Origin of the sequence: Pseudomonas sp. IT-P258 (assembly GCF_949767825.1) — a bacterium.
Taxonomy (GTDB): Bacteria; Pseudomonadota; Gammaproteobacteria; order Pseudomonadales; family Pseudomonadaceae; genus Aquipseudomonas; species Aquipseudomonas monachiensis.
Map to the genome: position 1 here is coordinate 39,992 of NZ_CATKPU010000087.1, position 26,605 is coordinate 66,596.

Below are 26,605 nucleotides of genomic sequence, written 5' to 3' on the forward strand. Positions count from 1 at the left end.
ACGTTATGGCCCGTGGGGTTAACAAAGTCATATTGGTCGGCACTTGCGGCCAGGATCCCGAAGTTCGCTACTTGCCTAACGGTAACGCCGTGACCAACCTGAGTCTGGCGACCAGCGAACAGTGGACCGACAAGCAAACCGGTCAGAAAGTCGAAAAGACCGAATGGCACCGTGTGTCGATGTTCGGCAAGGTTGCAGAAATCGCTGGCGAATACCTGCGTAAAGGTTCGCAGGTCTACATCGAAGGCAAGCTGCAGACCCGCGAGTGGGAAAAAGACGGTATCAAGCGTTACACCACCGAAATCGTGGTCGACATGCAAGGCACCATGCAACTGCTGGGCGGCCGTCCACAGGGCGACCAGCAAGGCCAGGGCGGCGGTAACAACTACCAGCAATCCGCTCCGCGCCAGCAGGCTCCGCGTCCACAGCAGTCGGCACCGCAACAGTCGCGCCCGGCTCCACAGCAGGCGGCTCCTCAGCCGGCTCCGGATTTCGACAGCTTTGATGACGATATTCCGTTCTAGCCTGGCTGCAAGCCTCAAGCTACAAGCGGCAAGCTGAAACACAAAACCCGCACTTCACTTCGAAGTGCGGGTTTTTTATGGGCGGTAAAATTTGGTTGCAGACTCAGGCCGCGAGGAACTCGTTGGTCGACACCACGCTGGCATACGCAAACGCCAGGGCTGCCATGAACGCCGCATGAACCTGCACCGCCGCAACCGTCACGCCATTGAACTCCAGGTCACGGGTGGCGCAGGCGTCGTGGATCACGGTGACCGTATAGCCAAAATCCGCCGCCGCACGGGTGATGCCGTCGACGCACATGTGGCTCATGCTGCCCACGACCACCAGTTCCTTGATGCCTTGCTCGTCGAGGATCGATTTCAATTCGGTTTCGCGGAATGAGTTGACGAAGTGCTTGAGTACCACCGGTTCGTCGGCGCGGTTGAGCACCTTCGGATGCAGCTTGGCGCCTTCGGAGTTCGGAGTGAAAAACGGCGCCTCTTCGGAGGTGAATTCGTGGCGGATGTGCACCACCGAATCCCCCGCGTCGCGGAAGGCCTTGATCAGGCGGACGGCGTTGTCGGCGGCGGCATCGGCACCGACCAGCGGCCACTTGCCTTGGGGGAAGTAGTCGTTCTGGATATCGACTACGATGAGCGCTTGCTTGGCCATGACTGTTTCCTCGAAGTGTGTGTTGGTGTGGAATGAAGTATTGGCTGTGGCAGGCAATCCGAGGATTGGCCGCACCGACAATAGAAGGGGGAAAACTGACAATGGACGCAGAAAGGGCAGTCGCCGAACTCGGTGTGCTGATCTATCCCGGCGCGCAGATGGCGGCGGTGCACGGCTTGACGGACTTGTTCGGGGTGGCGAACCGGATCGCCGCCGAGCATCAGGCTGCGCAGTTACCGCTGTTGCGGGTCAGCCATTGGCAGGTCGAGGGTGATCAGCCGCCGGTTCGGGTATTCGATAGTCATTCCGGCCCGGGGCGCGCCCTGGTGGCCGTGTTGATTCCGCCGTCGATCGGCGGTTTTTCCGAGGGCCAGGCGCCACAGGGATTGATCCGCTGGTTGCGTGAGCAACATGCCAGCGGTGCGACACTGGGCGGGGTTTGCGTGGGTTCTATCCTGTTGGCCGAAAGCGGTCTGCTTGACGGTCGCAGCGCCACTACCCACTGGACCTCGGCCAAAGCCTTCGCCGAGCGTTATCCGGCGATCAGGCTCAAGGCCGATACGCCGATTGTCGATGACGGCGACCTGATTACCACCGCCGGGCTGATGGCCTGGTCCGAACTGGGTCTGCGCCTGGTCAATCGACTGCTGGGGCCGAGCATCGCCACCAACACCGCACGTTTTCTGGTGGTGGAACACAGCGACAGCGCCAGTGAGTGCGGCAGCAACTTTGCGCCGATCCTCAGTCATGGCGATGCGGCGATCCTCAAGGTGCAACACTGGCTGCAAAGCACCGGGGCGACCGATGTGTCGCTGGCGGCGATGGCCGAAAAGGCAGGGCTGGAAGAACGTACCTTCCTGCGCCGCTTCCGCGCGGCCAGCGGGCTCAAACCCACCGAATACTGCCAGCATCTGCGGGTCGGCAAGGCCCGGGAAATGCTTGAGTTCACCAACGGCACTATCGATCACATCGCCTGGACCGTGGGGTATCAGGACCCCGGGGCATTTCGTACGACGTTCAGGAAAATCACCGGGTTGGCGCCGAGTGATTATCGGACGCGGTTTGGGGTGACGCCGGGGGCCGCGGCACGGTAGGCCGTTCACAACAAATCCCCCTGTGGGAGCGGGCTTGCTCGCGAATGCGGACTTTCAGTCAACATTTGCGGTGAATGACACTCTGCTTTCGCGAGCAAGCCCGCTTCCACATGTGTTCTGTGCCAGTCTGGAATCGTGCAAAATGCCGGAGTATCAAAGGGCGTCGTGCAGAATAAAACAGGCCTAATGCCATCGCTGTCTGTGCAACGGGCTGATTTTAAACCCCTTTTCCCTCGACGGGCCTTGGCCTGATCTCTGCACCCCTTCAGCTACATTCATCAAGCGTCGATTGAAGGGGGATGCATGACCCCAGCAAACTCCAGGAGACTGGTGGTCGCCCATTCGGTGCTCGCCGATGCACCGCAGCACGAAGTTGAAACCAACCGTGCGCTGGCCCGCTGGCTGGCTCAGATACTGGGGCTCAAGTATGGCGGCAGCTACGACCCGCAACTGCATGTCGGGCGGGACCTCTACCTGTTGCCGACCCAGACCCTGGTGGGCGCTGCGATTGCCCGGCAACTGGGGGTCAAGGGGCCGGAGGATTTGTGGGGTGGTTATGTCGACCACGACTTCATTTGCACCAAGGCCATCAGCCACGGATTGCTCAACCGCCACGCCCATGCGCCGCCAGGCTGGGCTCCGTTGTTTTCCGAGCGGGTGCGCAGCGTGGTGCTCGACGGTCTCAGTGTGTTCTCTCTGAAGGATGCGCGTCCGGCGGCAGAGCATTTGCTGTACACCGGGCCGATCCGCCTGAAACCGATTCATGCCTGTGCCGGACGTGGTCAGGAAGTGATCAAAAGCCTCGACGAGTTCGATGAGCTGCTTGCCCAGCCGGAAGCTGAGGCGATGTTCACCGAAGGCGTGGTACTCGAACAGGACCTGGACCAGGTGATCACCCACAGCGTCGGCCAGAGTCGTATCGGCGGCCACGTACTCAGTTACTGCGGTGATCAATATTTGACCGAGGACGCTCAGGGGGAACAGGTGTATGGCGGGTCCAACCTGCTGGTGGTGCCAGGCGGCTATGACGCATTACTGGAACTGGATCTTCCGGAAGACGTGTGCCTGGCGATCCATCAGGCACAGGTGTTCGACAGCGCGGCGGATGAAGCCTATCCCGGTTTCTATGCCTCGCGGCGCAACTACGACATCGCCCAGGGCGTCGGCAGCGACGGTCGGCCACGCAGCGGTGTGCTGGAACAGTCCTGGCGCATGGGCGGTGCCAGCAGCGCCGAGGTGGCGGCCTTGCAGAGTTTCGTCAACGATCCGGGGATATGCGCGATTCGTGTGTCTTCGGTGGAAACCTACATCGACCAGCCGCTACCGGCGGACGCCATCGAGGTGTACCGCGGGCCGGCGCAGGCCAGTGACTTTCTCCTCAAGTACGTGACGGTTGAATCCTATGACGGCTAGAAGCGAATCCATTCAGATCGACATCGACGACGAACAGATGAGCGGGACCTTCCTGAGTCCCAAATCGAAAGTTCCCGGTGTGCTCTTCGTGCACGGTTGGGGCGGCAGCCAGGAGCGGGACCTGGAGCGCGCCAAAGGCATCGCCGGCTTGGGATGCGTGTGCCTGACATTCGATTTGCGCGGGCACACCAATGGCACCGGTATCCCATTGACACGGGTGACCCGGGAAGACAATTTGCGCGACCTGCTGGCGGCCTATGACCGCTTGCTCGCGCACCCGGCTCTCGATACCTCGGCGATTGCCGTGGTCGGCACCAGTTACGGGGGGTATCTGGCCTCGATCCTGACCTCGCTCAGGCCGGTTCGCTGGCTGGCGTTGCGGGTGCCGGCGCTGTATCGCGACGAGCAATGGCACGCGCCGAAACGCGATCTGGACAAGCTGGACCTGCGTGATTACCGAAGCACCCTGGTGCGTGCCGACAGCAATCGCGCCTTGCATGCCTGCTCGCAATTCACCGGGGATGTCCTGCTGGTGCAGTCCGAGACCGACGACTATGTGCCCCATTCGACGATCATGAGTTACCGCGCGGCGTGCCAGCAGACTCACTCGCTGACCCATCGCATCATCGATGGTGCCGATCACGCGCTGAGCGACCCGGTTTCGCAGCAGGCCTACACCTCGATCCTTGTCGGCTGGATTACCGAGATGGTGGTGGGGGAGCGGTTGAGCATTATTCAATCCCGGTGATTTGCGGTGTGCTTGTGGACGCCTTCGCGGGCAAGTCGGATCGCCGCACCGCCGCTCCCACATGGATCGAGGGTGTACATAGAATCTGCATCCACCAACAGACCCTGTGGGAGCGGCGGTGCGGCGATCCGACTTGCTCGCGAAGGCGTCTTCACAACCAGCACAAAGTCACTTGGGTTTTTTCTCTATCCGCAGCGCCTTGGCCTTGGCTTCCACCAGCAAATACATCACCAGGGTAATCAACAGCGGCAGGATGAAATAAATCGCCCGATAGGCCAGCAGTCCCGCCACCAGGCTGCCCCGCGAAGCCTCGTGTTGCAGCAGGGCCACAAACACGGCTTCCAGCACGCCGAGCCCGGCCGGGATGTGAGTGATGACCCCGGCGATGGCGCTGATCAACAGCACGCCCAACACCAGTGGATAGTCCAGTTTGCTCGGCAGCAAGGTGAAAATCACCGCCGCCATCAGCGACCAGTTCAGGGCACCGAGGGCCAGTTGCAGCACCGCCATGCGCAAGGATGGCAGGTCGATTTCGATGCCGCGAATCGCCCACTCCCGACGCCTGGCAAACCGGCACGCCGCCAGGTACCCGGCGCTCAGCAGCAACAACAAGACCCCCACGCCTTGCAGCGTGCTACTGCTGAGCTTCCAGCCCGGAGGCATGCGTACCAGCCCGCTGCTGAACACGGCACCGGCAATTACCATGTACCCAAACCAGTTGGTCGCCAGGCTCAGGCCGAGGATTTTCGCGATGTTGCTCTTGCTGACCCCGAGCCGCGAATACAACCGGTAACGCATGGCGATGCCGCCGACCCAGGCGCTGAGGTTCAGGTTGAAGGCGTAGCTGATGATTCCCACCGGCAGGATTTGCTTCCAGGTCAGGTTCTGGCGGATGTAAGTGCGGCCGATCAGGTCGAAGCAGGCGTACACCAGAAAACTCACCAGGGTCAGCCCCGACGCAATGATCAGTGTGCGCACCTTGAAGTCCGCCAGGTTATCGAACACTTCGTTCCATTCCAGGCGCTGGGCGAGCATCGTGAACAGCACGATCAGCATCAGGAAGAACAGCATCGTCAGCGGTCGTTTCCAGCGGCTCCAGTGCGACTTGCCCGGGCTTTTGGCGTGAGTTGCCGTGTGGGGATCAGCGCGGTTCATGGTCAGCGCTCTCGGTCGGAGGGGGGAAGGGTTTCAGGCGAGGTTTATGCGCCGGCAACCAACCGGCCCATGCCGGGAAATGCCGCAGGAAGTGGAACACCAGAAAACCGATGGTCATGTGCCAGACACGCCCGCGTGGCGCGATGTCGTGAGACATGACCTTGCAGTGGTTGTCGCTGAGGTCTTCCAGGCGATCGAACAGAACTCGATTGAAGCCACGGTCGCGGATCAGCACGTTGGCTTCCAGATTCATCGACAGGCTCAACGGGTCGAGATTGCTCGAGCCAACGGTACTCCAGTCCTCATCCACCAGTGCGACCTTGCCGTGTAGTGGGCGGTCGCAATATTCGTAGATCTTCACCCCGGACTTGAGCAAGTAATCGTAGGTCATGCGCGCCGCGAGCTTGGCCACCCGCATGTCTGGCTGTCCCTGCAGGATCAACCGCACATCCACCCCTCGGCGTGCCGCGTTGCGGATCTCGCGCAGCAAGCGGAAACCGGGAAAGAAGTAGGCGTTGGCGATCACCACCCGGCGCTGCGCCTGGCGCAACACCTGGCGGTAAACCTCCTCGATGTCGGTCTGGTGTTCCCCGTTGTCGCGGTACACCAGCCGCACCTGGCCATCGTGATCACTGAAGGCCAGTTCCGAACGCCGCTGCCGACGGCGCTGCCACCAGTATTTGGCGTGTGCCGGGCGACCGCATTGCAGCAGGGCAAAGTGATGGATGTCGGCAACGGCCGGACCCTGAACCTCTACGGAATAATCCTGCTTGGCCTCGGGGCCGAAATCGGCCAGATGATCGGCGGAAAAGTTGATCCCGCCGACGAACGCGACGGTGCCATCGACCACCACAATCTTGCGGTGCAGGCGCCGGAACCAGTTGGTGCGGATGCCCAGGCGTTTCGGTGCCGGATCGAACATTTGCAGATGCACGCCGGCGGCTGTCAGGGCGGTGAGGAACCCGGTACTCAGTTCGCCGCAGCCAAAGCCGTCGAGGCTGACGGTGGTGCGCACGCCCCGTTGAGCGGCTTCGATCAGGATTTGTTGCAGCTCATTGCCCACCTTGTCCTCGAACAGAATGAAGGTTTCCAGCAAGATTTCACTTTGCGCCCGGCGCAGGGCTTCAAACACCCGGGGAAAATACGCCTCACCGTTTTCCAGCAACTCGACCCGATTGCTGCCTTGCCAGCCGTATTCGACATCGACCGCTGTCGGCTCGCGGGTCGGCGGAGCGGGAATGTGTTCCAGCGTGTTTTTTTCCATCGACTGGCTGCTCATAGCTCGATCTCCACCGACAGCGGGACGTGGTCGGAAAGGTGCGACCAGGGCCGGGAGGTCAGCACTCGCGGATGGCTGGCCTTGAGGTTGCGCACGTAGATGCGGTCCAGGCGCAATGCCGGCAAGCGCGCGGGGAAACTGCGTGCCGGTTTGCCATGGTGCGCGGCGAAGACTTCGCGCAAACCACTGGGTTTGAGCAACGCATCGGCGCGCTGGCGCCAATCGTTGAAGTCACCCGCGACAATCACCGGGGCGTCGCCGGGCAGGGCGTCCAGGCGTTGGGCGAGCAGCTTCAGTTGTGCGGTGCGATGGGTTTCGAGCAACCCCAGGTGTACGCAAATGGCATGCACCTCCTGGCCATCGCCGGGCAGGCGCAACACGCAATGCAGGAGCCCGCGGTTCTCGTGGCCGCTGATGGATACGTCGAGGTTGTCGTGGCGGATGATCTGGAACTTCGACAACAGCGCATTGCCGTGATCGCCCGCCGGATACACCGCATTGCGGCCATAGGCGAACTGTGGCCACAGGCTGTCGGCGAGGAATTCGTATTGCGGCATCGCCGGCCAGTTGGTGTAGCGCCTGGGATGCTGTTCGTGGGTGCCGTGGACTTCCTGCAAAAACACCACATCGGCAGACACACTGCGCACCGCGTCACGTAGTTCCGGCAGGATGAAACGGCGATTGAGCGCGGTGAAACCTTTGTGGGTGTTGACCGTCAGCACTGTGAAGCTGCGCACTGTCGTATTGATGGGTGTCTGCTCGTCCGTGACGCCGACCGGCTCGGGAATGTTCATGGCAGCACGCCCTCGGTGGCAGGCTCACCGGGGACGGTGGCGAGGTTTTTGTCGAGGTGCAGGCGTTGCAGCAAATGGCGTGCATCAAAGGGGGCGCGGATTTTGATGTCGTTATCGAAATAGCAGAATACCTCCCGGGATTTGCACGCCTTTGGTTTCTGCCGGGGCGCGATCAGTTGTGCATCATCCGGTTGCCGGCCGTGATGCCAGGCTTCGATTCGTTCGCCCCAGTGTTTTAGTGCCTGCGGGGTGTAGCCGCTGGCATAGAGTGTTTCGGCGCCATGCAGGCGCAGGTAGACGAAATCGCTGGTGATGTCTTCGCGGTACGGCCATTTACCTGCCGTGTCGGCGATGACCAGGGCCGTGTTGTAGCGCTTGAGCAAGCGGACGAACAGCGGATCGATAAAACTGTCGTGACGGATCTCTACGGCATGGCGCAAGGGCTGTTTTTTGTGAGCCTTCAGACTCGCATGGCCGGTGACGTGGGAGTCGTGCTGGCGGGCGAGGGCGGCGGCCTGTTCGGTATTGTGGGGCAATTGGTCGAGGAAGTTTTCGAACAACTCGGCATCGAATTTGAAACTGGGGGGAAACTGCCAGAGGACAGGGCCGAGCTTTTCTTTTAATTCCAGCACTCCGGACGCAAAGAAATTGGCCAGCGGTCTGTGGATGTCCCGCAGCCGCTTGATATGGGTAATGAAGCGCGGGGCCTTGACGCTGAAAACGAAGTCGAGCGGGGTTTCGCCGTACCACTGGGCATAACGTTCGGGCCGCTGCAGCGCGTAGAACGATCCATTGATTTCGATGCTGTTGACCGCCCGCGAGGCGAATTGCAATTCGCGCTTGTGGGGCAGGCCACTGGGGTAGAAGTCTCCCCGCCAGGGCGTGTAGCGCCAGCCTGAAATACCGATATGAATCGTCGCCATGTCGCCTCCGGTCTGACAGCGCCTGTCTTGAGATGACTACGAGGCTGCGGCGAAAGTTTCGATGGCGCTACGGACGGTAAATTTTCTATAGAGCACCACTTGTGGGCGATATATTCCGGCACGTAGCTGCCGATGAGGGCGATTACATCCGGAGGCAAAACGGCAAGGACGGTTTCACACCAGCCCAAATGCTGGCCGATGAATGTCCCCAGCGGCACGCCGGTGACCAACGCCGGTCAGGCTGGTGAACATGCTCGCAATCGTGCTGGCGGCTTTTCCCTTCGGCACTAGACTGGTGGCGATAGTCGAGTCGATCGAGAAAAACACCCCGTGGGCAGCGCAGCGTCGGGATTTGGCTCGTTCAGAAAAATACAGGGAAGGACATTTGATATTTGCCTCGGGCGCAAAGATCGCGAGCGCGGGTGTTAGTCTGTGGCGAGGGATCTATATCCGAACTTGTCCGGCATTTCTCGATCAGTTCCCTACCGATACAGCCAAAGGAGCGGGTGTTTTGATCAGGCTCAAGACCGCGATACTGCTCGGTGCGTTGCTGTTTGTGGGCAGCGAGCAACTGGAAGCCGCCGCGATACCGGGGCTGCCCGCCGCCGCGACGCCGCCGGCCCACCCCGAGCCGCTGGTGCAAGGCGGGTTACTGGGGGCCATCAGTTCAAGCATCGACGAGGTCCAGACCAAACTCGATCTCAATGAAAATCTCGTCGACGTCTGGCGCCTGCGTGCCGACCTGGCAGTCGATGAAGTGGATCAGTTAGTCAATCAGCCTTCGGCCCGTTCGCCCTGGAGCGTCGCCGGCGATTTCCTGCTGCTGACCTGCGTGTGGGCGGTGGTGTTTGCCTGTCTTTGGCTGCTTGGGCGGATGGCCGTCAGGCGCCTGTGCGAGCATCGTCTGCTGCTCAGTCGTGAGCGGGGCCAGGCGTTGCTCGGCTACGTGCTGCCCTACACCCTTGCGGCGGTGATCAGTCTGCCGTTGACGATTTATGCCAGTCAGTTCTTGCCGATATCGGCGGGACGGGCGCTGGCGCTGTGTCTGGCCTATGCCGCCAGCGCGGGGATATTTGCCGCGTCATTGGTGCTGTCGCTGGTGGTGGTGTTCAATGTCGGGCACAAGCGGCGGGCGGTGCAGATCATCCGCGAGAAGAGTCCCCGCCCCTTGTTCGTCATCGGCTTTCTGGTGGCATTGAGCGATGCCCTGACCAGCCCGCAGATCGCCCATCAACTGGGCAACAATCTCACCAGCAGCATCGCCGTGTTCACCGGGTTGGCAGCATCGATGTCCTTCGGCTTGCTGGTGATCCGCATGCGCCGACCGGTCGCCCATGTGATCCGCATCCTGCCACTGGCCCAGCGCCTCAGGCAGCCGGCGCTGCGTGAAACCCTGCGGATATTTTCCGGGCTCTGGTATTGGCCGATTCTGTTGATGGTACTGGTTTCGATCATCAACCTGATCGGTGCCGGGGCGGACAACCAGAGAGTGCTGCGCAGCGCCTTGTTCACCACTGTATTGCTGATTGCCACGGTGTTCCTCAGCACCACGCTGCACCATTTGTTCAAGGCCCACAGCGAGACGGAGCTGCGCCGCAGCAGCGCCTACAAGGAACGCTTTCTCAATCTGTCCCACGCCTTGCTGCGCATCGGCATGGCCATCGTGTTCATCGATATCCTCGGACGGATCTGGGGCGTGTCGCTGTTCGAATTCGCAGTCACCAATGCCGTGGGCCGGGCGATCAGCGATTCCCTGAGCCACATCGGTTTGATCCTCCTGGTGACCTGGATGGTCTGGGTGTTGCTCGATACGGCCATTCAGGAAGCCCTGAAACCACCCACCAACAAGCGCTCGGCGCGCCAGCCGAGTACGCGGGTGAAAACCATCCTGCCGCTGCTGCGCAACGCGATCAAAATCATCCTGGTGGTGATTTGCGCGATCACCACCATGGCCAACCTGGGAATCAACGTCGCGCCATTCCTGGCCGGTGCCGGGGTCATCGGCCTGGCGATCGGTTTCGGTTCCCAGCAACTGGTGCAGGATGTGATTACCGGGTTGTTCATCATCATCGAAGACACCCTGTCCATTGGTGACTGGGTGGTGCTCGATTCCGGCCACGCAGGCACCGTCGAAGGCCTGACCATTCGCACCTTGCGCCTGCGCGACGGCAAGGGATTCGTGCACTCGGTGCCGTTCGGGCAGATCAAGGCCGTGACCAACCAATCGCGGCAATTCGCCTATGCGTTTTTCTCGGTGCAGTTCACTTACGACACCGATGTCGACAAGGCCATCGAACTGATCCGCGAGGCCGGGCACTCCATCAGCAACGACCCGTTCCTGCGCTACAACCTGCAAGGATCGCTGGATGTGTTTGGCGTCGACAAGATGGACCTCAACGGTGTGGTGCTGACCGCGCAATTCCGCACGGTGTCCGGTGGTCAATACGCGGTGAGCCGGGCCTTCAACCAGCGGTTGAAAAAGCTTGTGGATAACTGTCCGTGGGTGAACTTCGCGCAGACTTATCCACAGCAGGCGCTGGTGCCGCGGCATCCGGTCGAAGCGCCGCCGGAGATCGAACCAGAGCATGCTGCTGTACTGATGCCGGATAGGCCGCGTTCTCAGTAGAAGGTTTTGTCCTGAGGTTCTTTGTTGGCTGTGATGGCCTCTTCGCGGGCAAGTCGGATCGCCGCACCGCCGCTCCCACAGGGTTTTGTGTTGGAACACCAATCTGCGTCCGAACATAGATCCAATGTGGGAGCGGGCTTGCTCGCGAAGGCGCCAGACCAGACAACTTCAATGCCGAATCAGTTTGTTGCGCACCTCGGCACCACCGAGCTGATCCAACTCCCCCCAGAACTGCTGCTTGCCGGCAATCTCGGCAGCCACCGGCAACCCGTCCCGATACACCAGCCGATTGCTCGCCAGTGCCGGGACTTTTGCGCCGGGCAATAGCGTGCCGGCGAGGTTCAGCGGATCGACCCCGCACACCGCGACCAGGCTGCCGTCATGGGGCCGACGCCGCACCTCTCGCAACAAGGGGATCGCCTCGGGCAGGGCGAATTGCTCGCCCGCCAGGCCACTGACAAACCGCCCGCCGCGAATCTCGCCGCGTGCCTCCAGCCGATGGAAGGTACGCAGCAGTTCCCGCCAGCTCGGCAACCAGTCCGCCTCGCGTTCCAGCAAGCGCCAGAACACCACGCCGTAGCGGCGCAGCAAGGTCATGGCGATGTGTTCAAGGGTTTCGGCAGACATCCGCTGGTTTTGCACCATCGGCCCGGTAGGTGCGCGTCGCAACAGGGCCCAGCGTCCGGCGTCGTCCATGCCACCGATGAATGCTCCGCGTCCACGCCGACTGTTGCGCGGCTGGCGCTTGCTGGCCGGGGTAATCAGGGCGCGCAATCCGGCGAAGCTGTCGGCGTTCACCAGCCCCGCGCCCACCAGTTCCTGCAGGGCGATTTCCAGCTCTGAACGCAGCAGGTGGGCCTCATGGATCAGCTCATCGAAAAACAGCGCGCCATGCTGGCTGAGGGCGGCGTGGACCCTTTGCGTTTTCGGCGACAGTTCGCTGACCGGCGTCTGTTCGGTCAAGCTGCTCCAGAGGCCGACCTGGTTGCGCGGCAGCAACACGATCGGCGTGCTGCGCAGGGCGGTGCTGGCGCTTTTGTTGTGTGCAGTCAGGCGTGTCCATACCAGTCTGCCGCTGCGGCACAACTCATCCAGCCAGGTCGCCGAGTAGTCCTTGATTCGCGCTGGCAGGATATCGCTGTCCCAGGCTGATGCAGCGGCGGGGTAGCCTTCGAATTGCGCAATAACGGCCGGCAAAACCGCCGCGCCCTGGCCCTGGCTTGCGCTCGATACATGCTGCCAGTCGAACAGGAATCGCATGAAATCCTGCAACGCCACCGGCTCGATTTCCCGGCGCAGGCGCTTGACCGTATAGCGGTGAATCCGCGCCAGCAAATGCCGCTCGCACCATTCTTCCTGGGCGGTGCCCGGGGTGAATCGGCCGCGCAGCACGTAACCTTCGCGTTCCAGTTGCGCCAGGGCCTGGTTGACCTGCGCAGCGGGCAAACCGAGCGGTTCGGCAATGCGCTCGAGAGCCAGCGGCCCGAAGGCGCTGAGCCGTGCACGGATCAGTTCGAGGATGGCGTCGTCGGGTTCCCAGGCCTCCTCGAAGTCCGGCAGCGCTTGCAGCGATGGCGTCAATTCGGCCTGTGGATAAATCGCCCGCAGGCAGGTCAGGCGTTCCAGTGCCAGCCACAGCGATTGCCCGGCGTTGATCTGCAAACGGCTCGCGCGCCCGCTGTCGGCCAGGGTTGTGAGCCAGTCTAGCCACTGCGGATTGGCGCTGGCCTCGGCATTGGTGATGCACGCCAGGCTCATCAAGGCCTCATGCATTTCATCGACACCGGAGGGCGCCGGCCAGGCTTCGTCGCGCACGGCGGCAATCGCCTCGGCGTCCAGCGCACCAAGATCATCGGTGGACTGCGGGTCGCTCCAGCGCCGATTGAGCACCGCTTGGGTGCGGCGTTCTTCCAGTGGTGCATCGTCGAGAAAGGTATAGGGCCGGGCGCTGAGAATCTCCGCCGCCAGCGGCGAGGGTGCCGGCAAGTCGCGGCTGATCAGGCGAATGTCGCCGCGCTCCATGCGTCGAAGCAAAGCCAGCCAGCCTTCGGTGTCCATGGCTTCGTGCAGGCAATCGTCGAGGGTCTGTTCCACCAACGGATGGTCGGGAATCTCCCGTTCGCCAGCGAGGTTTTCCACGCAGGCGATCTGATCGGGAAACACGCTGGCGATCAGGTCTTCGCTTTTCATCCGCTGAATCTGCGGCGGGACCTTGCGCCCGCCGCTGTAGCGCGGTAGCGCCAGGGCCACGCCGGCATTCCAGCGCCAGCGCACGCCGAACAGCGGCGCGTCGAGCACGGCTTGAATCAGGATGTGTTCGGCACTGTTGCTGTGCAGGTAGCGCCAGACGTCATCCAGTTCAAAACTGTGGCTGGTGGACAGCGACAGCACGATGGCGTCTTCGCTGGCGGCTGCCTGCAGCTCGAAGTTGAAGGTGCGACAGAAGCGCTTGCGCAAGGCCAGGCCCCAGGCGCGGTTGATGCGGCTGCCGAACGGCGTGTGAATGACCAGTTGGGTGCCGCCGGACTCGTCGAAAAAGCGTTCCATCAGCAGCGTGTCCTGGGATGGCAGGGCACCCAGTGCTTGCCGTGCGCGAGCCAGGTAGTCCACCAGTTGTTCGGCGCTGGCAACGTTCAGGCCCAGGGTCTCGGTCAGCCAGTCGAGCGCTGGCTGCAAGTTGCCTGGCGCAGCCCCCAGCAGGTCGTCGAGTTGTGCCTGCAAGCGCGCCACCGCCGCGGACAATTCGGCGCTGCGCCCCGGTGCTTCACCGAGCCAGAACGGAATGGTCGGCGGCAGGCCCCGGGCATCCTCGACCCGGACTTTGCCGGTTTCCACCCGCAGGATCCGATAGGACGTGTTGCCCAGTTGGAAGATATCCCCGGCAATGCTTTCCACGGCGAAGTCTTCGTTGATGGTGCCGATGTTCAGCCCTTGAGGCTCCAGCAGCACGCTGTAGTCGGCGTTGTCCGGAATGGTCCCGCCACTGGTCACCGCCGTCAGTTTTGCGCCCCGGCGCCCGCGCAGGGTGCGGCTCACGGCGTCGCGATGCAGATAGGCGCTACGGATGCCCTGACGGCCGTTGTAGCCCTCGGCGAGCATGTGCAGCAGCGCCTGATAGTGTTTGTCGTCGAGTGCGGCGTAGGGCGAGGCGCGGCGCAGCATGCGCAGCAGCGCTTGCTCCGGCCATTCCTGACAACTGACCTCGGCGATGATCTGCTGCGCCAGCACGTCCAGCGGCGCTCGCGGGATCAGCAAGGTATCGAGTTCGCCCCGACGCACGCAGTCGAGCAGCGCGGCACATTCAATCAGGTCGTCGCGGGTGGTGGCGAACAAACGGCCCTTGGGCGTGCCGCCGACCTGGTGCCCGGAACGGCCGACCCGTTGCAGAAACCCGGCAATCGAACGCGGCGAGGCGATCTGGCACACCAGGTCGACGTCGCCGATGTCTATCCCCAGTTCCAGCGATGCCGTGGCAATCAGCACTTGCAGGTCGCCGCGCTTGAGTCGCTGCTCGGCATCCAGGCGAAATTCCTTGGCCAGGCTGCCGTGATGGGCGGCCACGGCATCCTTGCCCAGGCGCTCGCTCAGGTGCCGGCTCAGGCGCTCGGCGAGGCGCCGGGTGTTGACGAAAATCAGTGTGGTCCGGTGCTCCCGGGCGAGGGCGGCGAGGCGGTCGTACACCAGTTCCCAGACATCGTTGGCCATCACGGCCGATAGCGGCACGGGCGGCACTTCGATGTCCAGGTCGCGGGGGCGGGCGTGGCCGATGTCGACGATCTCGCACGGACGATCGCCACCGACAAGGAAGCGCGAAACGGCTTCGATGGGCTTTTGCGTGGCCGACAGACCGATGCGCAGCAGCGGCTCCGGGCAGAGTGCTTGCAGGCGTTCAAGGCTCAGTGCCAGGTGGCTGCCGCGTTTGCTGGCGGCCATGGCGTGGATCTCGTCGACGATCACCGTGCGTGCCGTGCCGAGCATCTGCCGGCCGGAATCGGAGCCGAGCAGCACATACAGGGATTCCGGCGTGGTCACCAGAATGTGCGGCGCCGTTTTGCGCATCGCCGAACGGTCTTTTTGCGGTGTATCGCCGGTGCGCACGGCAGTGCTGATCTGCAGTTGCGGCAGGCCCATCACGCCCAATTGCTCGGTAATGCCGGCCAGCGGGTTTTGCAGGTTGATCTGGATGTCGTTGGACAGCGCCTTGAGGGGCGAGACGTAGACCACCTGGGTGGCGTCGGGCAAGCCTTCGGGGTTTTCCAGGCCGCGGTGTACCAGGTCATCGATGACAGCGAGAAAGGCGGTAAGGGTCTTGCCGGAACCGGTGGGCGCGGCGACCAGGGTCGAGCGGCGCTGGCGGATCAACGGCCACGCCCGGGCCTGGGCGGCGGTGACGGCCGGGAACGTATGGTTGAACCAGGCGCTGACGGCAGGGTGAAAGCCGCTCAGGGCACTGTCTGCGGGGATGGGCAGGTTCATGCAGCAATTTATGCGGGTGGGGACGGGAAGTTGCAAGTACCGCTCAAGACCTTCGCTGGTCTTCAGGGCCTCATCGCGAGCTTGCTCGCGATGAGGCCAGTGGCGGCAACGCAAAAGTCGGACATCTACACTTTACGGGTGACGGTTGCGCACTAAACCCGCAAAATGCAACGATTCCGGCAATTATCAACGACATCGCCTGGGGCGGTGTCGATAAAGCCATCGTTTCAATCAGACTGGGCCTGCTGACTCTATGCGAATGCGCCTTATGTTACTGGGCGGCGGAAATGCCCTTGGGCAGGCGCTGATTCGCCTTGGTGCGGAGGAAGACATCGGATTCCTCGCCCCCCGCCCGCCCGAAGACGGCTGGGATGCCGCGAGCCTGACACAACTGCTCGACGACACCCGTCCCGATGCATTGATCAACCTTGCCTACTACTTCGACTGGTTTCAGGCCGAGGCAGTGAGCGAATCGCGCCTGGCCGGCCAGGAGCGCGCGATCGAGCGTCTGGCGGAACTGTGCCAGCACCACAACATCGTTCTGCTGCAACCCTCCAGCTATCGCGTGTTCGACGGCTCCCGCGCCACGGCCTACAGCGAAAAAGACGAACCGGTACCCCTGGGTCTGCGGGGTCAGGCATTGTGGCGGATCGAGCAAAGTGTGCGCGCTACCTGCCCCCAGCACGTGCTGTTGCGTTTCGGCTGGCTGCTGGACGATAGCCCGGACGGCGCCCTTGGCCGCTTCCTCGCCCGTGCCGAGCAACCCGAAGAACTGTTGATGGCCGACGACCGACGGGGCAATCCGACGCCGGTCGACGATGCGGCCCGCGTGATCATTTCAGTGCTCAAGCAACTCGATTGCGCCGCGCCGCTGTGGGGCACCTACCACTACGCCGGGCATGAGGCGACCACGCCGCTGGCGCTGGGGCAGGCGATCCTGACCGAAGCCCGCAGCCTGCATCCGCTGGCTATCGAAGCCCCGACCGCCCAGGCCCACGCCGCGCGTCCGGATGCCGCCGAAGAACCGCAACACGCGGTACTGGCCTGCAAAAAAATTCTGCACACCTTTGGAATCAAACCGCGCGCCTGGCGTGCGGCGCTTCCCGGTCTACTGGACAGGTTTTATCGCCATGGCTGACGGCCCCGTTTTGATCACCGGTGGTGCCGGTTTCATTGGTTCTCACCTGACTGACGCGCTGCTTGCCAAGGGCCACTCGGTGCGGATTCTCGATGACCTGTCCACGGGCAAACGCAGCAATCTGCCGCTGGACAATCCCAGGGTCGAACTGATCGTTGGCGACGTGGCCGATGCAGCTCTGGTTGCCCGGGCGATGGCCGGTTGCAGCGCCGTGGCGCACCTGGCGGCCGTGGCTTCGGTGCAGGCCTCGGTAGACGATCCGGTGCGCACGCACCAGAGCAACTTCATCGGCACGCTGAACGTCTGCGAAGCCATGCGCCAGACCGGGGTCAAGCGTGTGCTGTTTGCTTCGAGCGCGGCGGTGTATGGCAACAACGGCGAAGGTGAGTCGATTGACGAAGACACGCCCAAGGCGCCGTTGACGCCTTACGCGGTGGACAAACTGGCCAGCGAGCATTACTTCGACTTCTACCGCCGCCAACATGCGCTGGAGCCGGTGATTTTCCGCTTCTTCAACATCTTCGGTCCGCGCCAGGATCCGTCCTCGCCGTACTCCGGGGTAATCAGCATATTCAGCGAGCGCGCGCTGAAGGGCTTGCCGATCACGGTGTTCGGCGATGGCGAGCAGACCCGGGATTTTGTCTATGTCGAAGATCTGGTCGACTTGCTGGTGCAGGCCATCGAGAAGCCCCGGGTCGAAGACGGTGCGGTCAACGTCGGCTGGAACCAGGCGACGACCCTCAAGCAAATGCTCGAAGCGCTCGAAGCGGTGGTCGGCAAGCTGCCACCGGTGAGCTACGGCCCGGCGCGCTCCGGTGACATTCGTCATTCCCGGGCGAACAACCGGCGCCTGTTGGAACGCTTCAGTACCACTGAGCAGACCCCGATGCGCGAGGGGCTGGCGCGGTTGCTGGGGCGATAGATCGCTTCCATGCGGACATGAAAAAGGCGCCTTTTTACAGGCGCCTTTTTCATGGCCGGAATTTACGTACAACTTGTGCAATTCCTGTGGCGAGGGAGCTTGCTCCCGCTCGACTGCGCAGCAGTCGTAAATCCAGTCAATGCGGTTTGTTTGAATCACCGCTTTTGTCGGTTTTAGGGTCGCTTCGCAACCCAGCGGGAGCAAGCTCCCTCGCCACAACAGCCAGGTTCACCACCACGTGAACATTCTTCCAGCAGTGTCGCTTAGAACTTGTAACCCAGACCCACCATGTAGACGAACGGATCCACATCAACGTCTACCTTGGCCCGGGTGCCCGGTGCAATGGCGTTGTTTTCCACAGTGGCGGTGGTATCGATGTCGATGTAGCGCACCTGGGCGTTAATCATCACGTTGTCGGTCAGCATGTAGTCGGCACCGACCTGCCAGGCCAGCCCCCAGGAATTATCCGCCTTGAAGTTGCTGAAACCGGCGGACTGGGCTCGGCTGCCGACATGTTCGTCGTAGATATAGGTGTAGTTGATGCCACCGCCGATGTACGGCTGGAACGCCGACTTGGGATCCAGCGGGTAATACACCAGGCTCAAGGTCGGCGGCAGCTGTTTGATGCTACCGAGCTTGCCGTTGGCGGGTGCCAGCGCGGTGCCCTTGATTTTTACATCATGTTCAAATGGGGTCGCCGCCAGCAGCTCGATGCCCAGGTGGTTGGTGAGCATGTAGGCGAAGTTCAAGCCCAGTTGCGTATCGCTGCTCAGTGTCGCCTTGCCACCCAGGTCGGCACCCGCCAGCGGGCCTTGATCAACCTTGACACTGGAGCTGTCGGCTTCCGGGTTGACGGTGATTGCACCGGCGCGAAGGAGAATGTCGCCCGCCTCGAAGGCGTGGGCGAGCGGGGCTGCAAGCGCGAGGGCAACCAGCGAAGCGCTGAGCATGGACTTGTTCATGGGGGCTCCAGAGGACGTTAAAAAGTTCGATGTCCAATGGTAAGCGGGCTAACTATTCGGTCTTTTGATGCAGCTCAATGAAAGTGGGGTGGGAGTGATTTTTGTGGTGTTTTTCATGGCCTCATCGTCGGATCGCCGCCCGGAGCAAGCTCGCTCCCACAAGGAATTGTGGTGTGCTGAAGATTTGTGTTTCAGCACTTGACCCTGTGGGAGCGAGCTTGCTCGCGATGGCGGACAGACAGTTGACACAATACAGTCGGACTCACTCCGGCAGTTCATACAGGTAAATCTTGTCCGCCTCCATCTGATATCCGGCATCCGCCAGTTCGCTGGTGGACGCCTTGACCTGCAACGCGCCTTCGATCCAGTAAGGCTGATACAACTCGTCGAGCTTCACGCCAACCTCACTTTTGACGTGCACGATCTGGTTCGACGGCGGTGGCGGCACATGGATGCAGGCGCCGAAATACGGCACCAGCAGAAACTCCGTGGTGCGGCCTTCCTCGCTCACTTCCAGCGGCACGATGTAACCCGGCAGGCGAATGTTCTGGCCATCGAGGGCCTTGACCACCGGGGCGTTGGGCATGTCCTGTTTGGCTGCTGGCGCCGACTCTGCCGAGAGCGTGCTGCTCATCTGCGAAAGATCGTGCAGCGGCGTCATGTTCGGCACTTCTTTTGGCGCGTCGGGCGGGATCATCTCCGACCAGGTCAGGTCTTTTGGCTGGGCCGCCCACAGCGGCAGGGCGACCAGCATCAACAGCGCAAGTACGGCGCGGGGCATTTTCAACGTCCTCATAAACGGATCGACAGGCCATCGACCAGGGATTGGCGATAGGCGCGCCAGGCCGGCACACTGCCCATCAGCAGCGCGGCGATCAGGATGCCACCGAGCAGCGTCCATTCATATTCGCTCGGCCAGGACAGCGGCAGGAACAGACCGTAGTTGGCTTGCACATAGCCCTGGGCCGCCGCGATGCACGCATACAACAACGCCACACCGGCGATCACGCCCGACAGCGCCAGGGCAAAGGCTTCCAACACCAACAGCGTCGCGATGTGCCAGGGGCGTGCGCCCACCGAGCGCAGGATCGCCATCTCCCGGCGGCGTTCATTGAGGCTGGTGAGAATCGCCGTAAGCATGCCGATCAACCCGGTCAGCACCACAAACAGCGAGACCACGAACAAAGCCTTTTCCGCGGTGCCCATCAGACTCCACAGCTCCTGCAACGCCACGCCCGGCAGGATCGCCAGCATCGGCTCACCACGGAACTCGTTGATTTCCCGTTGCAGGGCAAAGGTCGAAATCTTGTTGTTCAGGCCGAGCATGAACGCGGTGATCGCTTGCGGCGTGAGGTCCATGTTGCGCGCCTGGTCGGCGGTGATGCGCCCCTCGCCCCGGGCCGGCACGCCGTTATGCCAGTCGATGTGAATCGCTTCCATGCCACCGAGGCTGATGTGCAGCGTGCGGTCCACCGGTGTGCCGGTGCGTTTGAGAATGCCGACCACGGTGAACGGCTTGTCGTCGTGCTTGACCAGGCTGATCGCCGCCACGCCGTGGGCCAGCACCAGTTTGTCACCGAGTTTGTAGTGCAGTGCATCGGCCACTTCGGCGCCGAGCACCACTTCGAACGGGTCAGTGGCAAAAGCCCGGCCATCGGCCAGTTGCAGGTGTTGCTGGCGTCCGTACTGGTAATGTTCGAAGTACGCCTCAGTGGTCCCCATCACCCGATAACCACGATGGGAGTCGCCGAGGGACATCGGGATCGCCCACTTCACTTTCGGGTTGCTGGCGAAGTGTTCGAAGCTGTCCCAGCGGATGTTGTTGGTGGCGTTGCCGATACGGAACACCGAATACAGCAACAGGTTCACCGAGCCGGAGCGGGCGCCGACGATCAGGTCGGTGCCGCTGATGGTGCTGGCGAAACTGGCCTTGGCTTCGGTGCGCACGCGCTCCACAGCCAGCAACAGGCACACCGACAGGGCAATGGCGAACGCGGTGAGGATCGCGGTGAAGCGACGGTTAGCCAGGCTGGCCATGGCTAGACGAAACAGATACATCTCAGACCTCGGGCGGGGTGGCGGCGCGATTGAGTTCGGCCAGCGACAGGTTGTGGTCGAACAGCGGCGCCAGGCTCTGGTCATGGCTGACGAACAACAGGCTCGACCCGGCTTCGCGGCACTCGGCGAACAGCAGGCGAATGAAGTTCTCGCGGGCGTCGTAATCGAGGGCCGAGGTCGGCTCATCGGCGATCACCAGTTCCGGTTGACCGATCAGTGCGCGGGCGGCGGCGACCCGTTGCTGCTGGCCGATGGACAGCGAGTCGGCGCGGCGACCGAGGATGTTTTCATCCTTCAAACCCAGGTGGGCGAGCAGCGTGGCGGCGGCTTTGTCGACGCTGCCGTGGCGTTGTTTCGCCCGTTCGGCGCGCAGTTTCGAGAAGTGGCAGGGCAGTTCGACGTTCTCGCGCACCGACAGAAACGGCAGCAGGTTGAACTGCTGGAAGATGTAGCCGGTGTGATCGACGCGGAAGTGGTCGCGGGCGCCGGCCGAGAGTTGCGTCAGTTCCTGGCCGAGCAGGCGGATGCTGCCGCGATCAGGCTTTTGCACGCCGCCGAGCAAGCCGAGCAGGGTGGTCTTGCCGCTGCCGCTGGGGCCTTTGAGGAACAGGGTTTCGCCGCGCTCCAGGCGAAACGCCGGGATGTCCAGCAGCGGCGGGTGACCGGGCCAACTGAAGCCCAGGTCGGACAGTTCGATGAGTGCTTGGGTCATTTAGCCGATTTCATGGGTGTTGATTGACCTGTGTAGGAGCTGCCGCAGGCTGCGATCTTTTGATCGTTGAAGGTCAAAAGATCGCAGCCTCGTTTCACTCCGCAGCTCCTACAGGGGGGCTTCAGTGAATTCAGAATTTCAGCGCAGCAGCCTTGGCCGTCACTTCAACCCCTTGCTGCCCGCTCGGGCCGATCAGTTGTACCTGAATTTTCCGGGTGGCCGGGAAGCGGGTGAAAATATTCGCCAGGTCCAGGGTCTTCAATGCATCTGGCGTGGCGCAGGTGAACTGATAGCGAGCGTGGATTTCGCTGTGATCATGATGATGTTCGTGGCCGTCTTCGTCCTTGGCGTCTTCATCGTGATCATCGTCGGCCTCGGGTTTGTCGCCGAACAGCGGGCTTTCCAGTTCCTGGTTTTCCACCACGCAACCGGCGGCTTTCGGCAGGTTGAACAGGGCCAGTGGTTGCTCGAGTTGCGCGCGGGTGGCGGCGACCTTGGCTTTGTCGGCGTCGCTGGTGGCGACGTGCTCGAAACCCACCAGGTTCATGGCCGGGCTTTCCAGCTCCAGCTCCAGGGTCTTGCCGTCCAGGGCCGCGTTCAGGCGTCCCACGCCATGTTCGTGGGCGGCCAGGCTGCCATGCTCATGATCGTGTTCGTCGGCGGCATGGGCGACAGCCAGCGGCAACATGGCAAACGGCAGGGCGAGAAGCAGACGGCGCATGACGAGTCTCCGAAAAGTAAAATGAAGAAAATGTTATGTGATCTTATAACGTAAGTGCGGAGAGTTTGACTGCCTGCTTGGCGTTGCACAAGTCCCATGGGAGCATGCCGGGAAGAAATGTGCGGGAGCAGACCTATGTTGCGAATTCGCGGAAGCATCGGCGATTGGCCGGTGGATTTGACCCTGGAGATGGACGACGCGGACTGGGCGCGGCTAGGGGCGCAGTTGCAGGTGGAAAAATCCGCCGTCAGCGTGCCAGCGGCGAAACCACTGAATCAGGATGATGCGCTGTGGCAGATCGCCAGGGATTTGCTGCGCAAGGCAGGGCAGCTCAGCGGGCCGGACCTGCTTGATCAACTCGAAGGGCTGACCGGCAGCGCGGCGGCGGGCAAACGCCTGCTGGTGCGTTTGCGCCATAGTCCGGACGTGAAGGTAGTGAGCGGCGGGGATACGCCGCTCTACAGCTGGATCGAGTAGACCGTAAAAAGATCGCAGCCTGCGGCAGCTCCTACAGGGTGAATACATATTCTCTGTAGGAGCTGCCGCAGGCTGCGATCTTTTGATTTTTAATAGAGGGCGGCAAACAACTTGCGGCGGTAGGTGCTCACCAACGGATGATCATTGCCCAGCAACTCGAACACCTGCAGCAAGGTCTTGTGTGGCAGGCCTTCGCTGTAGCTGCGGTTGCGGGTGAACAGCTTGAGCAAAGCCTCCAGAGCGGCGTCGTACTGCTGACGGGCCAGTTGCTGGATCGCCAGTTGATAGACCGCTTCATCGTCCAGCGGGTCTTTTGCCAGCCGGGCCTTCAGATCGGCGGCATCCGGCAGGTCCTTGGCCAGACCGAGAAACTTGATCTGTGCCTTGGCGCCAGCCAGCGCGGCCTTGTGCTCGTCGCTCTTGACCGCATCCAGCACGGCTTGCGCTTCGCCCAGTTCACCGCGCTCGGTCAGGCAGCGGGCGTAGAGGATCAGTGCCTTGGCGTTGGTGTTGTCTTCACCCAGGATCACTTTGAGCAGCGCTTCGGCATCGGCAAAGCGACTGTCGTCGAACAGCGCCTGGGCCTGTTCGAACGGATCGGCGGCGGCCGGTGGCGGCATCTGCACGTGGGGTTCGAGCAGGGCGCGCACGGCGGATTCCGGCTGGGCACCGGCAAAGCCGTCGACAGGCTGGCCGTCCTTGAACAGCACCACGGTCGGCAGGCTGCGGATGCCGAAGCGGGCGACGATGTCTTGTTCGAGGTCGCAATTGACCTTGGCCAGCAGCAATTCACCCTGATAGCTCTCGGCAATGCTCTGCAACATCGGCATCAGCACTTTGCAGGGCGCGCACCATTCGGCCCAGAAATCCACCAGCACCGGCTTGTGGAAAGAGTTCTCGATCACCGACTGGTCGAAATCGGCAGTCGTGGCGTCGAAGATGTACGGCGTTTCCTGACTCATGGGCAATCTCGTAAAAGCGTGAATGGGGCAACTATACGACTTGGTGGGGGGCGGCCGGAAGCGGGGTGGCCGTGAGCGGTGTGTTGCCTGACCGGGCTTGCTCCGGGCGGCGATCCGACGAAGCTTTTAGCTAGCGCGTTGCGCGTGGTACAGGCTCACATGCCGAAACTCGTGGGGCTCGGCCAGATCCGGCAGGGTCATGGCTTCAAGCATTTCGATGCGCCGGTACAACGGATGGCGAAAATCCCGCACTCGGGAATCCGCCACCAGCGCCTCTCGGCCGCGGCTGAGGAACTGGTCGAGCAGCGGCAGGTTGGCCCGGTCGTACAGCACATCCGCCACCAGAATCAGGTCGAAGCGATCGGCCTCGGCGAAAAAATCTGTCGAGTAGTTGAGTTCTACGTCATTGAGCTTGGCATTGGCCCGACACGCGGCAATCGCCAGCGGGTCAAGGTCGCAGGCCAGCACTTCGAGCGCGCCGGCCTTGGCTGCGGCAATCCCCGCCACCCCGGAACCGGCACCAAAATCCAGCACGCGCTTGCCTTCGACCCAATGCCGGTTTTCGGCCAGATAGCGGGCCACGGCCAGACCGCTGGCCCAGCAGAAGCTCCAGTACGGCGGCTCATGCAGGATGCGCCGGGTCTCTTCCGGGCTGAAGGCGCGGTCCATGTTGTCGCCGTCGATCAGCCACAACTTCAGATCGGTCCCTGGTAACTCACAGGCAACCAATTGCGCATCACCGAGCAGTTCACCCAACGCCTTTTGCAGGTCGAGCGGTGCACTCATGGGGCTTTGACAAATTGCAGTTGGCCCAGGGCCTGGGTGGTCGGCTGGGTAATCAGCTGCGACGGCAAGTGCAGGATCAGCTGCCCGGACTGACTGGCGCGGCCTCGCAGTTCAACACGGCCCCCGGACGGGAAGGATTGCGGATTGAAACGCAGGTGAAATGGCAGCACCTGGTTGTTGCCGATCAGGCTGGAACTGGCGAGCAATTGTTGCGGGCGGTCCTTATCGTCGATCACCAGCAATGCCAGTTCGACCTCAGCGCCGGCTGGAACGCCTTGCAGGGTACCGCTCAGTTCACGCTGATAGGCGGGCAGAGGGCCGAGGTCAGCCGCCTCCCGGGCTTTCTTCTGCGCTTGCTGCGGCGCCGGGCCTGGCGTTGGCGGCTGGGACTTGGGGGCATCGCTGCCGCAAGCCACCAGCAGACTGAAAACACTGAGCAAAATGAGCGGACGTAACGACATTGGTGGCTCCATAAAGCTGAATTCCATGGATCAAGTGATCATCCCGTCTGTATACCGCAAACCCTATGGCTTGTCTTGCCACCGGGATGCGCTACCATGGCCCTCCCTTTTTTTGTTGCCTGCCACCATGCACTGTCCCTTCTGCGGTGCCAACGACACCAAGGTCATCGACTCGCGTCTGGTCGCCGAGGGCGAACAGGTGCGCCGCCGGCGTGAATGCCTGGCCTGCGGCGAGCGTTTCACGACGTTCGAGACGGCTGAACTGGTGTTGCCGCGCCTGATCAAAACCGACGGCAGTCGCCAGCCGTTCGACGAAGAAAAACTCCGCGCCGGCATGCAGCGCGCGCTGGAGAAGCGCCCGGTGAGTGTCGAGCGCCTCGAGTCGTCGCTGGTGCACATCAAACACAAACTGCGCGCCACGGGCGAGCGCGAGGTCAAATCCCTCGTGGTCGGCGAACTGGTGATGGCCGAGCTGCAGAAGCTCGACGAAGTCGCCTATATCCGCTTCGCTTCGGTATATCGTCGCTTCCAGGATCTCAATGAGTTCCGCGAAGAGATCGATCGCCTGGCCCGTGAACCGGTGAAAGAATGACCACACCCGCAGAACAAGCCATCCTCGACGCCCATTTCATGGCCCGTGCCCTGGAACTGGCGCGCAAGGGACATTACACGACGCACCCCAATCCGCGTGTCGGTTGCGTGATCGTGCAGGGCGGGCAGATTGTCGGCGAAGGCTGGCACGAGCGCGCCGGCGAGCCCCACGCTGAAGTCCACGCCTTGCGCGCGGCCGGTGAGCAAGCTCGTGGCGCCACCGCATACGTGACGCTTGAGCCTTGCAGCCACCACGGCCGCACACCGCCTTGCGCCGATGCACTGGTCAATGCCGGTGTGGCCCGCGTGGTCGCAGCGATGCAGGACCCGAATCCGGAAGTCGCCGGTCGCGGTCTGCAACGCCTGGCCCAAGCCGGTATCGCCACTGAAAGCGGTGTGCTGGAAGGCGAGGCGCGCAAGCTTAATCAAGGCTTTCTGAAACGCATGGAACACGGCTTGCCGTTCGTGCGGGTCAAGCTGGCCATGAGCCTGGACGGGCGCACGGCGATGGAAAGCGGCGAAAGCCAGTGGATCACCGGCCCGGCAGCGCGTTCGGCGGTACAACGGCTACGTGCCCAGGCGAGTGTGGTGCTGACCGGTGCCGATACGGTGCTGGCGGACAGTGCTCGTTTGACCGTGCGTGCCGATGAGTTGGGTCTGGATGCCAGGCAAACGGCACTGGCCATGAGCCGTCCACCGCTGCGGGTGTTGGTCGACGGGCGCCTGCGGGTGCCGCTGGATGCGCCGTTCTTCAAGGCTGGCCCAGCGCTGGTCGCCACCTGCGTGGCGGTGGAAGAGCAATACGCCAACGGTCCGGAATGCCTGATCGTGCCGGGCTACGATGGCCAGGTCGATCTGCGCCAGCTGCTGGTTGAGCTCGCCGCCCGTGGTGCCAACGAGGTGCTGGTCGAGGCCGGCCCGCGTCTGGCGGGTGCCTTTGCCCAGCTCGGTCTGGTGGACGAGTTCCAGATTTTTATTGCCGGCAAGTTCCTGGGTTCCTCGGCGCGGCCGCTGCTGGACTGGCCGCTCGCGCAAATGAAGGATGCGCCCGAGCTTAAAATCATCGAAATTCGCGCGGTGGGCGATGACTGGCGAGTCATTGCCATTCCTACGCCAGCAGCGAGCGTATAA

General features: G+C 62.2%; 24 protein-coding genes and 1 pseudogene. 10 read left to right on the forward strand and 15 right to left on the reverse strand.

What is annotated here, in order from left to right; translation table 11 throughout:
- The first annotated feature begins 5 nt into the window (after positions 1-5).
- A complete protein-coding gene (locus ACM6G4_RS24610) occupies positions 6-524 on the forward strand; it encodes a single-stranded DNA-binding protein (protein ID WP_007984430.1) in 519 nt (172 codons plus the stop codon).
- Positions 525-627: 103 nt separating this feature from the next.
- Here the strand turns inward: ACM6G4_RS24610 and ACM6G4_RS24615 are convergent, their stop codons facing one another.
- Positions 628-1,176 carry a cysteine hydrolase family protein gene (locus ACM6G4_RS24615; protein ID WP_056728971.1) on the reverse strand — a complete coding sequence of 183 codons (549 nt, stop codon included), beginning with the start codon at positions 1,174-1,176 and terminating at the stop codon, positions 628-630.
- 101 nt (positions 1,177-1,277) lie between these two features.
- On the opposite strand from ACM6G4_RS24615, the gene ACM6G4_RS24620 reads away from it, so the two are divergent.
- From ACM6G4_RS24620 to ACM6G4_RS24630, 3 genes are all read left to right on the forward strand, one after another.
- Entirely contained in the window at positions 1,278-2,270 is a 993-nt protein-coding gene (locus tag ACM6G4_RS24620) for a GlxA family transcriptional regulator (RefSeq protein ID WP_414914788.1), read from the forward strand.
- A 303-nt stretch (positions 2,271-2,573) separates the two neighbouring features.
- On the forward strand, positions 2,574-3,683 hold the full coding sequence (locus ACM6G4_RS24625; RefSeq protein ID WP_414914789.1) for a DUF3182 family protein: 1,110 nt from the start codon (positions 2,574-2,576) through the stop codon (positions 3,681-3,683).
- The gene (locus ACM6G4_RS24630) at positions 3,673-4,431 is read left to right on the forward strand and encodes an alpha/beta hydrolase family protein (protein ID WP_056728965.1); all 759 of its coding nucleotides are present in this window, start codon (positions 3,673-3,675) and stop codon (positions 4,429-4,431) included. Before ACM6G4_RS24625 ends, ACM6G4_RS24630 begins: the two co-directional genes overlap by 11 nt.
- 168 nt (positions 4,432-4,599) lie before the next feature.
- Here ACM6G4_RS24630 and ACM6G4_RS24635 read toward each other — a convergent pair whose 3' ends face one another.
- The 5 genes and pseudogenes from ACM6G4_RS24635 to ACM6G4_RS24655 form a co-directional block, all read right to left on the reverse strand.
- The gene (locus ACM6G4_RS24635; RefSeq protein WP_056728963.1) at positions 4,600-5,586 is read right to left on the reverse strand and encodes a lysylphosphatidylglycerol synthase domain-containing protein; all 987 of its coding nucleotides are present in this window, start codon (positions 5,584-5,586) and stop codon (positions 4,600-4,602) included.
- Positions 5,573-6,865, reverse strand: coding sequence for a cardiolipin synthase ClsB (gene clsB, locus ACM6G4_RS24640; RefSeq protein ID WP_414914790.1), 1,293 nt, complete (start codon positions 6,863-6,865; stop codon positions 5,573-5,575). Before clsB ends, ACM6G4_RS24635 begins: the two co-directional genes overlap by 14 nt.
- Entirely contained in the window at positions 6,862-7,659 is a 798-nt protein-coding gene (locus tag ACM6G4_RS24645) for an endonuclease/exonuclease/phosphatase family protein (RefSeq protein WP_414914791.1), read from the reverse strand. The genes clsB and ACM6G4_RS24645 overlap by 4 nt, the downstream gene beginning before the upstream one ends.
- Complete coding sequence (locus ACM6G4_RS24650) at positions 7,656-8,582, reverse strand: DUF72 domain-containing protein (protein WP_414914792.1); 927 nt, start codon at positions 8,580-8,582, stop codon at positions 7,656-7,658. Before ACM6G4_RS24650 ends, ACM6G4_RS24645 begins: the two co-directional genes overlap by 4 nt.
- A gap of 101 nt (positions 8,583-8,683) precedes the next feature.
- Positions 8,684-8,921 (reverse strand): annotated as a pseudogene (locus tag ACM6G4_RS24655) (MFS sugar transporter); the annotation flags it as partial.
- A gap of 172 nt (positions 8,922-9,093) precedes the next feature.
- On the opposite strand from ACM6G4_RS24655, the gene ACM6G4_RS24660 reads away from it, so the two are divergent.
- On the forward strand, positions 9,094-11,208 hold the full coding sequence (locus ACM6G4_RS24660) for a mechanosensitive ion channel family protein (protein WP_414914793.1): 2,115 nt from the start codon (positions 9,094-9,096) through the stop codon (positions 11,206-11,208).
- Between the two features lie 168 nt (positions 11,209-11,376).
- Here ACM6G4_RS24660 and ACM6G4_RS24665 read toward each other — a convergent pair whose 3' ends face one another.
- Complete coding sequence (locus ACM6G4_RS24665) at positions 11,377-15,684, reverse strand: DEAD/DEAH box helicase (protein ID WP_414914794.1); 4,308 nt, start codon at positions 15,682-15,684, stop codon at positions 11,377-11,379.
- Positions 15,685-15,937: 253 nt separating this feature from the next.
- Between ACM6G4_RS24665 and ACM6G4_RS24670 the strand changes: the two genes are divergently transcribed.
- Positions 15,938-16,822 carry a sugar nucleotide-binding protein gene (locus tag ACM6G4_RS24670; protein WP_008053852.1) on the forward strand — a complete coding sequence of 295 codons (885 nt, stop codon included), beginning with the start codon at positions 15,938-15,940 and terminating at the stop codon, positions 16,820-16,822.
- Positions 16,815-17,744, forward strand: a complete 930-nt coding sequence (locus tag ACM6G4_RS24675) for an NAD-dependent epimerase/dehydratase family protein (RefSeq protein WP_414914795.1) — start codon at positions 16,815-16,817, stop codon at positions 17,742-17,744. Before ACM6G4_RS24670 ends, ACM6G4_RS24675 begins: the two co-directional genes overlap by 8 nt.
- A gap of 263 nt (positions 17,745-18,007) precedes the next feature.
- Here the strand turns inward: ACM6G4_RS24675 and ACM6G4_RS24680 are convergent, their stop codons facing one another.
- The 5 genes from ACM6G4_RS24680 to ACM6G4_RS24700 all read right to left on the reverse strand — a co-directional run bounded on the left by ACM6G4_RS24680 (position 18,008) and on the right by ACM6G4_RS24700 (position 22,197).
- Positions 18,008-18,706: an OmpW/AlkL family protein gene (locus ACM6G4_RS24680; RefSeq protein ID WP_056728947.1), complete on the reverse strand. Its 699-nt coding sequence runs from the start codon at positions 18,704-18,706 to the stop codon at positions 18,008-18,010.
- Positions 18,707-18,968: 262 nt separating this feature from the next.
- Entirely contained in the window at positions 18,969-19,487 is a 519-nt protein-coding gene (locus ACM6G4_RS24685) for a DUF3299 domain-containing protein (RefSeq protein WP_414914796.1), read from the reverse strand.
- Between the two features lie 11 nt (positions 19,488-19,498).
- A complete protein-coding gene (locus ACM6G4_RS24690; protein WP_414914797.1) occupies positions 19,499-20,764 on the reverse strand; it encodes an ABC transporter permease in 1,266 nt (421 codons plus the stop codon).
- Between the two features lies 1 nt (position 20,765).
- Positions 20,766-21,476: an ABC transporter ATP-binding protein gene (locus ACM6G4_RS24695; RefSeq protein WP_056728942.1), complete on the reverse strand. Its 711-nt coding sequence runs from the start codon at positions 21,474-21,476 to the stop codon at positions 20,766-20,768.
- A gap of 130 nt (positions 21,477-21,606) precedes the next feature.
- Positions 21,607-22,197, reverse strand: coding sequence for a DUF2796 domain-containing protein (locus tag ACM6G4_RS24700; protein WP_414914798.1), 591 nt, complete (start codon positions 22,195-22,197; stop codon positions 21,607-21,609).
- A 135-nt stretch (positions 22,198-22,332) separates the two neighbouring features.
- Between ACM6G4_RS24700 and ACM6G4_RS24705 the strand changes: the two genes are divergently transcribed.
- Complete coding sequence (locus ACM6G4_RS24705; protein ID WP_056728938.1) at positions 22,333-22,674, forward strand: hypothetical protein; 342 nt, start codon at positions 22,333-22,335, stop codon at positions 22,672-22,674.
- A gap of 89 nt (positions 22,675-22,763) precedes the next feature.
- On the opposite strand, the gene trxA is transcribed toward ACM6G4_RS24705, so the two are convergent.
- From trxA to ACM6G4_RS24720, 3 genes are all read right to left on the reverse strand, one after another.
- A complete protein-coding gene (gene trxA / locus ACM6G4_RS24710) occupies positions 22,764-23,636 on the reverse strand; it encodes a thioredoxin (RefSeq protein ID WP_414914799.1) in 873 nt (290 codons plus the stop codon).
- A 126-nt stretch (positions 23,637-23,762) separates the two neighbouring features.
- The gene (locus ACM6G4_RS24715; RefSeq protein ID WP_414914800.1) at positions 23,763-24,422 is read right to left on the reverse strand and encodes a class I SAM-dependent methyltransferase; all 660 of its coding nucleotides are present in this window, start codon (positions 24,420-24,422) and stop codon (positions 23,763-23,765) included.
- Positions 24,419-24,883 carry a YbaY family lipoprotein gene (locus tag ACM6G4_RS24720; protein WP_056728934.1) on the reverse strand — a complete coding sequence of 155 codons (465 nt, stop codon included), beginning with the start codon at positions 24,881-24,883 and terminating at the stop codon, positions 24,419-24,421. Before ACM6G4_RS24720 ends, ACM6G4_RS24715 begins: the two co-directional genes overlap by 4 nt.
- A 127-nt stretch (positions 24,884-25,010) precedes the next feature.
- Between ACM6G4_RS24720 and nrdR the strand changes: the two genes are divergently transcribed.
- A complete protein-coding gene (gene nrdR / locus ACM6G4_RS24725) occupies positions 25,011-25,475 on the forward strand; it encodes a transcriptional regulator NrdR (protein ID WP_003228656.1) in 465 nt (154 codons plus the stop codon).
- Complete coding sequence (gene ribD / locus ACM6G4_RS24730; RefSeq protein WP_414914801.1) at positions 25,472-26,605, forward strand: bifunctional diaminohydroxyphosphoribosylaminopyrimidine deaminase/5-amino-6-(5-phosphoribosylamino)uracil reductase RibD; 1,134 nt, start codon at positions 25,472-25,474, stop codon at positions 26,603-26,605. Before nrdR ends, ribD begins: the two co-directional genes overlap by 4 nt.

Excerpts from the sequence above, each read along its gene's own strand:
- ACM6G4_RS24700 (WP_414914798.1), bottom strand. The coding sequence starts at position 22,197 with ATGCGCCGTCTGCTTCTCGCCCTGCCGTTTGCCATGTTGCCGCTGGCT.
- ACM6G4_RS24620 (WP_414914788.1), top strand. The coding sequence starts at position 1,278 with ATGGACGCAGAAAGGGCAGTCGCCGAACTCGGTGTGCTGATCTATCCC.
- clsB (WP_414914790.1), bottom strand. The coding sequence starts at position 6,865 with ATGAGCAGCCAGTCGATGGAAAAAAACACGCTGGAACACATTCCCGCT.
- ACM6G4_RS24675 (WP_414914795.1), top strand. The coding sequence starts at position 16,815 with ATGGCTGACGGCCCCGTTTTGATCACCGGTGGTGCCGGTTTCATTGGT.
- nrdR (WP_003228656.1), top strand. The coding sequence starts at position 25,011 with ATGCACTGTCCCTTCTGCGGTGCCAACGACACCAAGGTCATCGACTCG.
- ribD (WP_414914801.1), top strand. The coding sequence starts at position 25,472 with ATGACCACACCCGCAGAACAAGCCATCCTCGACGCCCATTTCATGGCC.
- ACM6G4_RS24615 (WP_056728971.1), bottom strand. The coding sequence starts at position 1,176 with ATGGCCAAGCAAGCGCTCATCGTAGTCGATATCCAGAACGACTACTTC.
- ACM6G4_RS24665 (WP_414914794.1), bottom strand. The coding sequence starts at position 15,684 with ATGAACCTGCCCATCCCCGCAGACAGTGCCCTGAGCGGCTTTCACCCT.
- ACM6G4_RS24720 (WP_056728934.1), bottom strand. The coding sequence starts at position 24,883 with ATGTCGTTACGTCCGCTCATTTTGCTCAGTGTTTTCAGTCTGCTGGTG.
- ACM6G4_RS24705 (WP_056728938.1), top strand. The coding sequence starts at position 22,333 with ATGTTGCGAATTCGCGGAAGCATCGGCGATTGGCCGGTGGATTTGACC.
- ACM6G4_RS24670 (WP_008053852.1), top strand. The coding sequence starts at position 15,938 with ATGCGAATGCGCCTTATGTTACTGGGCGGCGGAAATGCCCTTGGGCAG.
- ACM6G4_RS24690 (WP_414914797.1), bottom strand. The coding sequence starts at position 20,764 with ATGTATCTGTTTCGTCTAGCCATGGCCAGCCTGGCTAACCGTCGCTTC.
- ACM6G4_RS24630 (WP_056728965.1), top strand. The coding sequence starts at position 3,673 with ATGACGGCTAGAAGCGAATCCATTCAGATCGACATCGACGACGAACAG.
- ACM6G4_RS24695 (WP_056728942.1), bottom strand. The coding sequence starts at position 21,476 with ATGACCCAAGCACTCATCGAACTGTCCGACCTGGGCTTCAGTTGGCCC.
- ACM6G4_RS24635 (WP_056728963.1), bottom strand. The coding sequence starts at position 5,586 with ATGAACCGCGCTGATCCCCACACGGCAACTCACGCCAAAAGCCCGGGC.
- ACM6G4_RS24715 (WP_414914800.1), bottom strand. The coding sequence starts at position 24,422 with ATGAGTGCACCGCTCGACCTGCAAAAGGCGTTGGGTGAACTGCTCGGT.
- ACM6G4_RS24650 (WP_414914792.1), bottom strand. The coding sequence starts at position 8,582 with ATGGCGACGATTCATATCGGTATTTCAGGCTGGCGCTACACGCCCTGG.
- trxA (WP_414914799.1), bottom strand. The coding sequence starts at position 23,636 with ATGAGTCAGGAAACGCCGTACATCTTCGACGCCACGACTGCCGATTTC.
- ACM6G4_RS24685 (WP_414914796.1), bottom strand. The coding sequence starts at position 19,487 with ATGCCCCGCGCCGTACTTGCGCTGTTGATGCTGGTCGCCCTGCCGCTG.
- ACM6G4_RS24680 (WP_056728947.1), bottom strand. The coding sequence starts at position 18,706 with ATGAACAAGTCCATGCTCAGCGCTTCGCTGGTTGCCCTCGCGCTTGCA.
- ACM6G4_RS24645 (WP_414914791.1), bottom strand. The coding sequence starts at position 7,659 with ATGAACATTCCCGAGCCGGTCGGCGTCACGGACGAGCAGACACCCATC.
- ACM6G4_RS24610 (WP_007984430.1), top strand. The coding sequence starts at position 6 with ATGGCCCGTGGGGTTAACAAAGTCATATTGGTCGGCACTTGCGGCCAG.
- ACM6G4_RS24625 (WP_414914789.1), top strand. The coding sequence starts at position 2,574 with ATGACCCCAGCAAACTCCAGGAGACTGGTGGTCGCCCATTCGGTGCTC.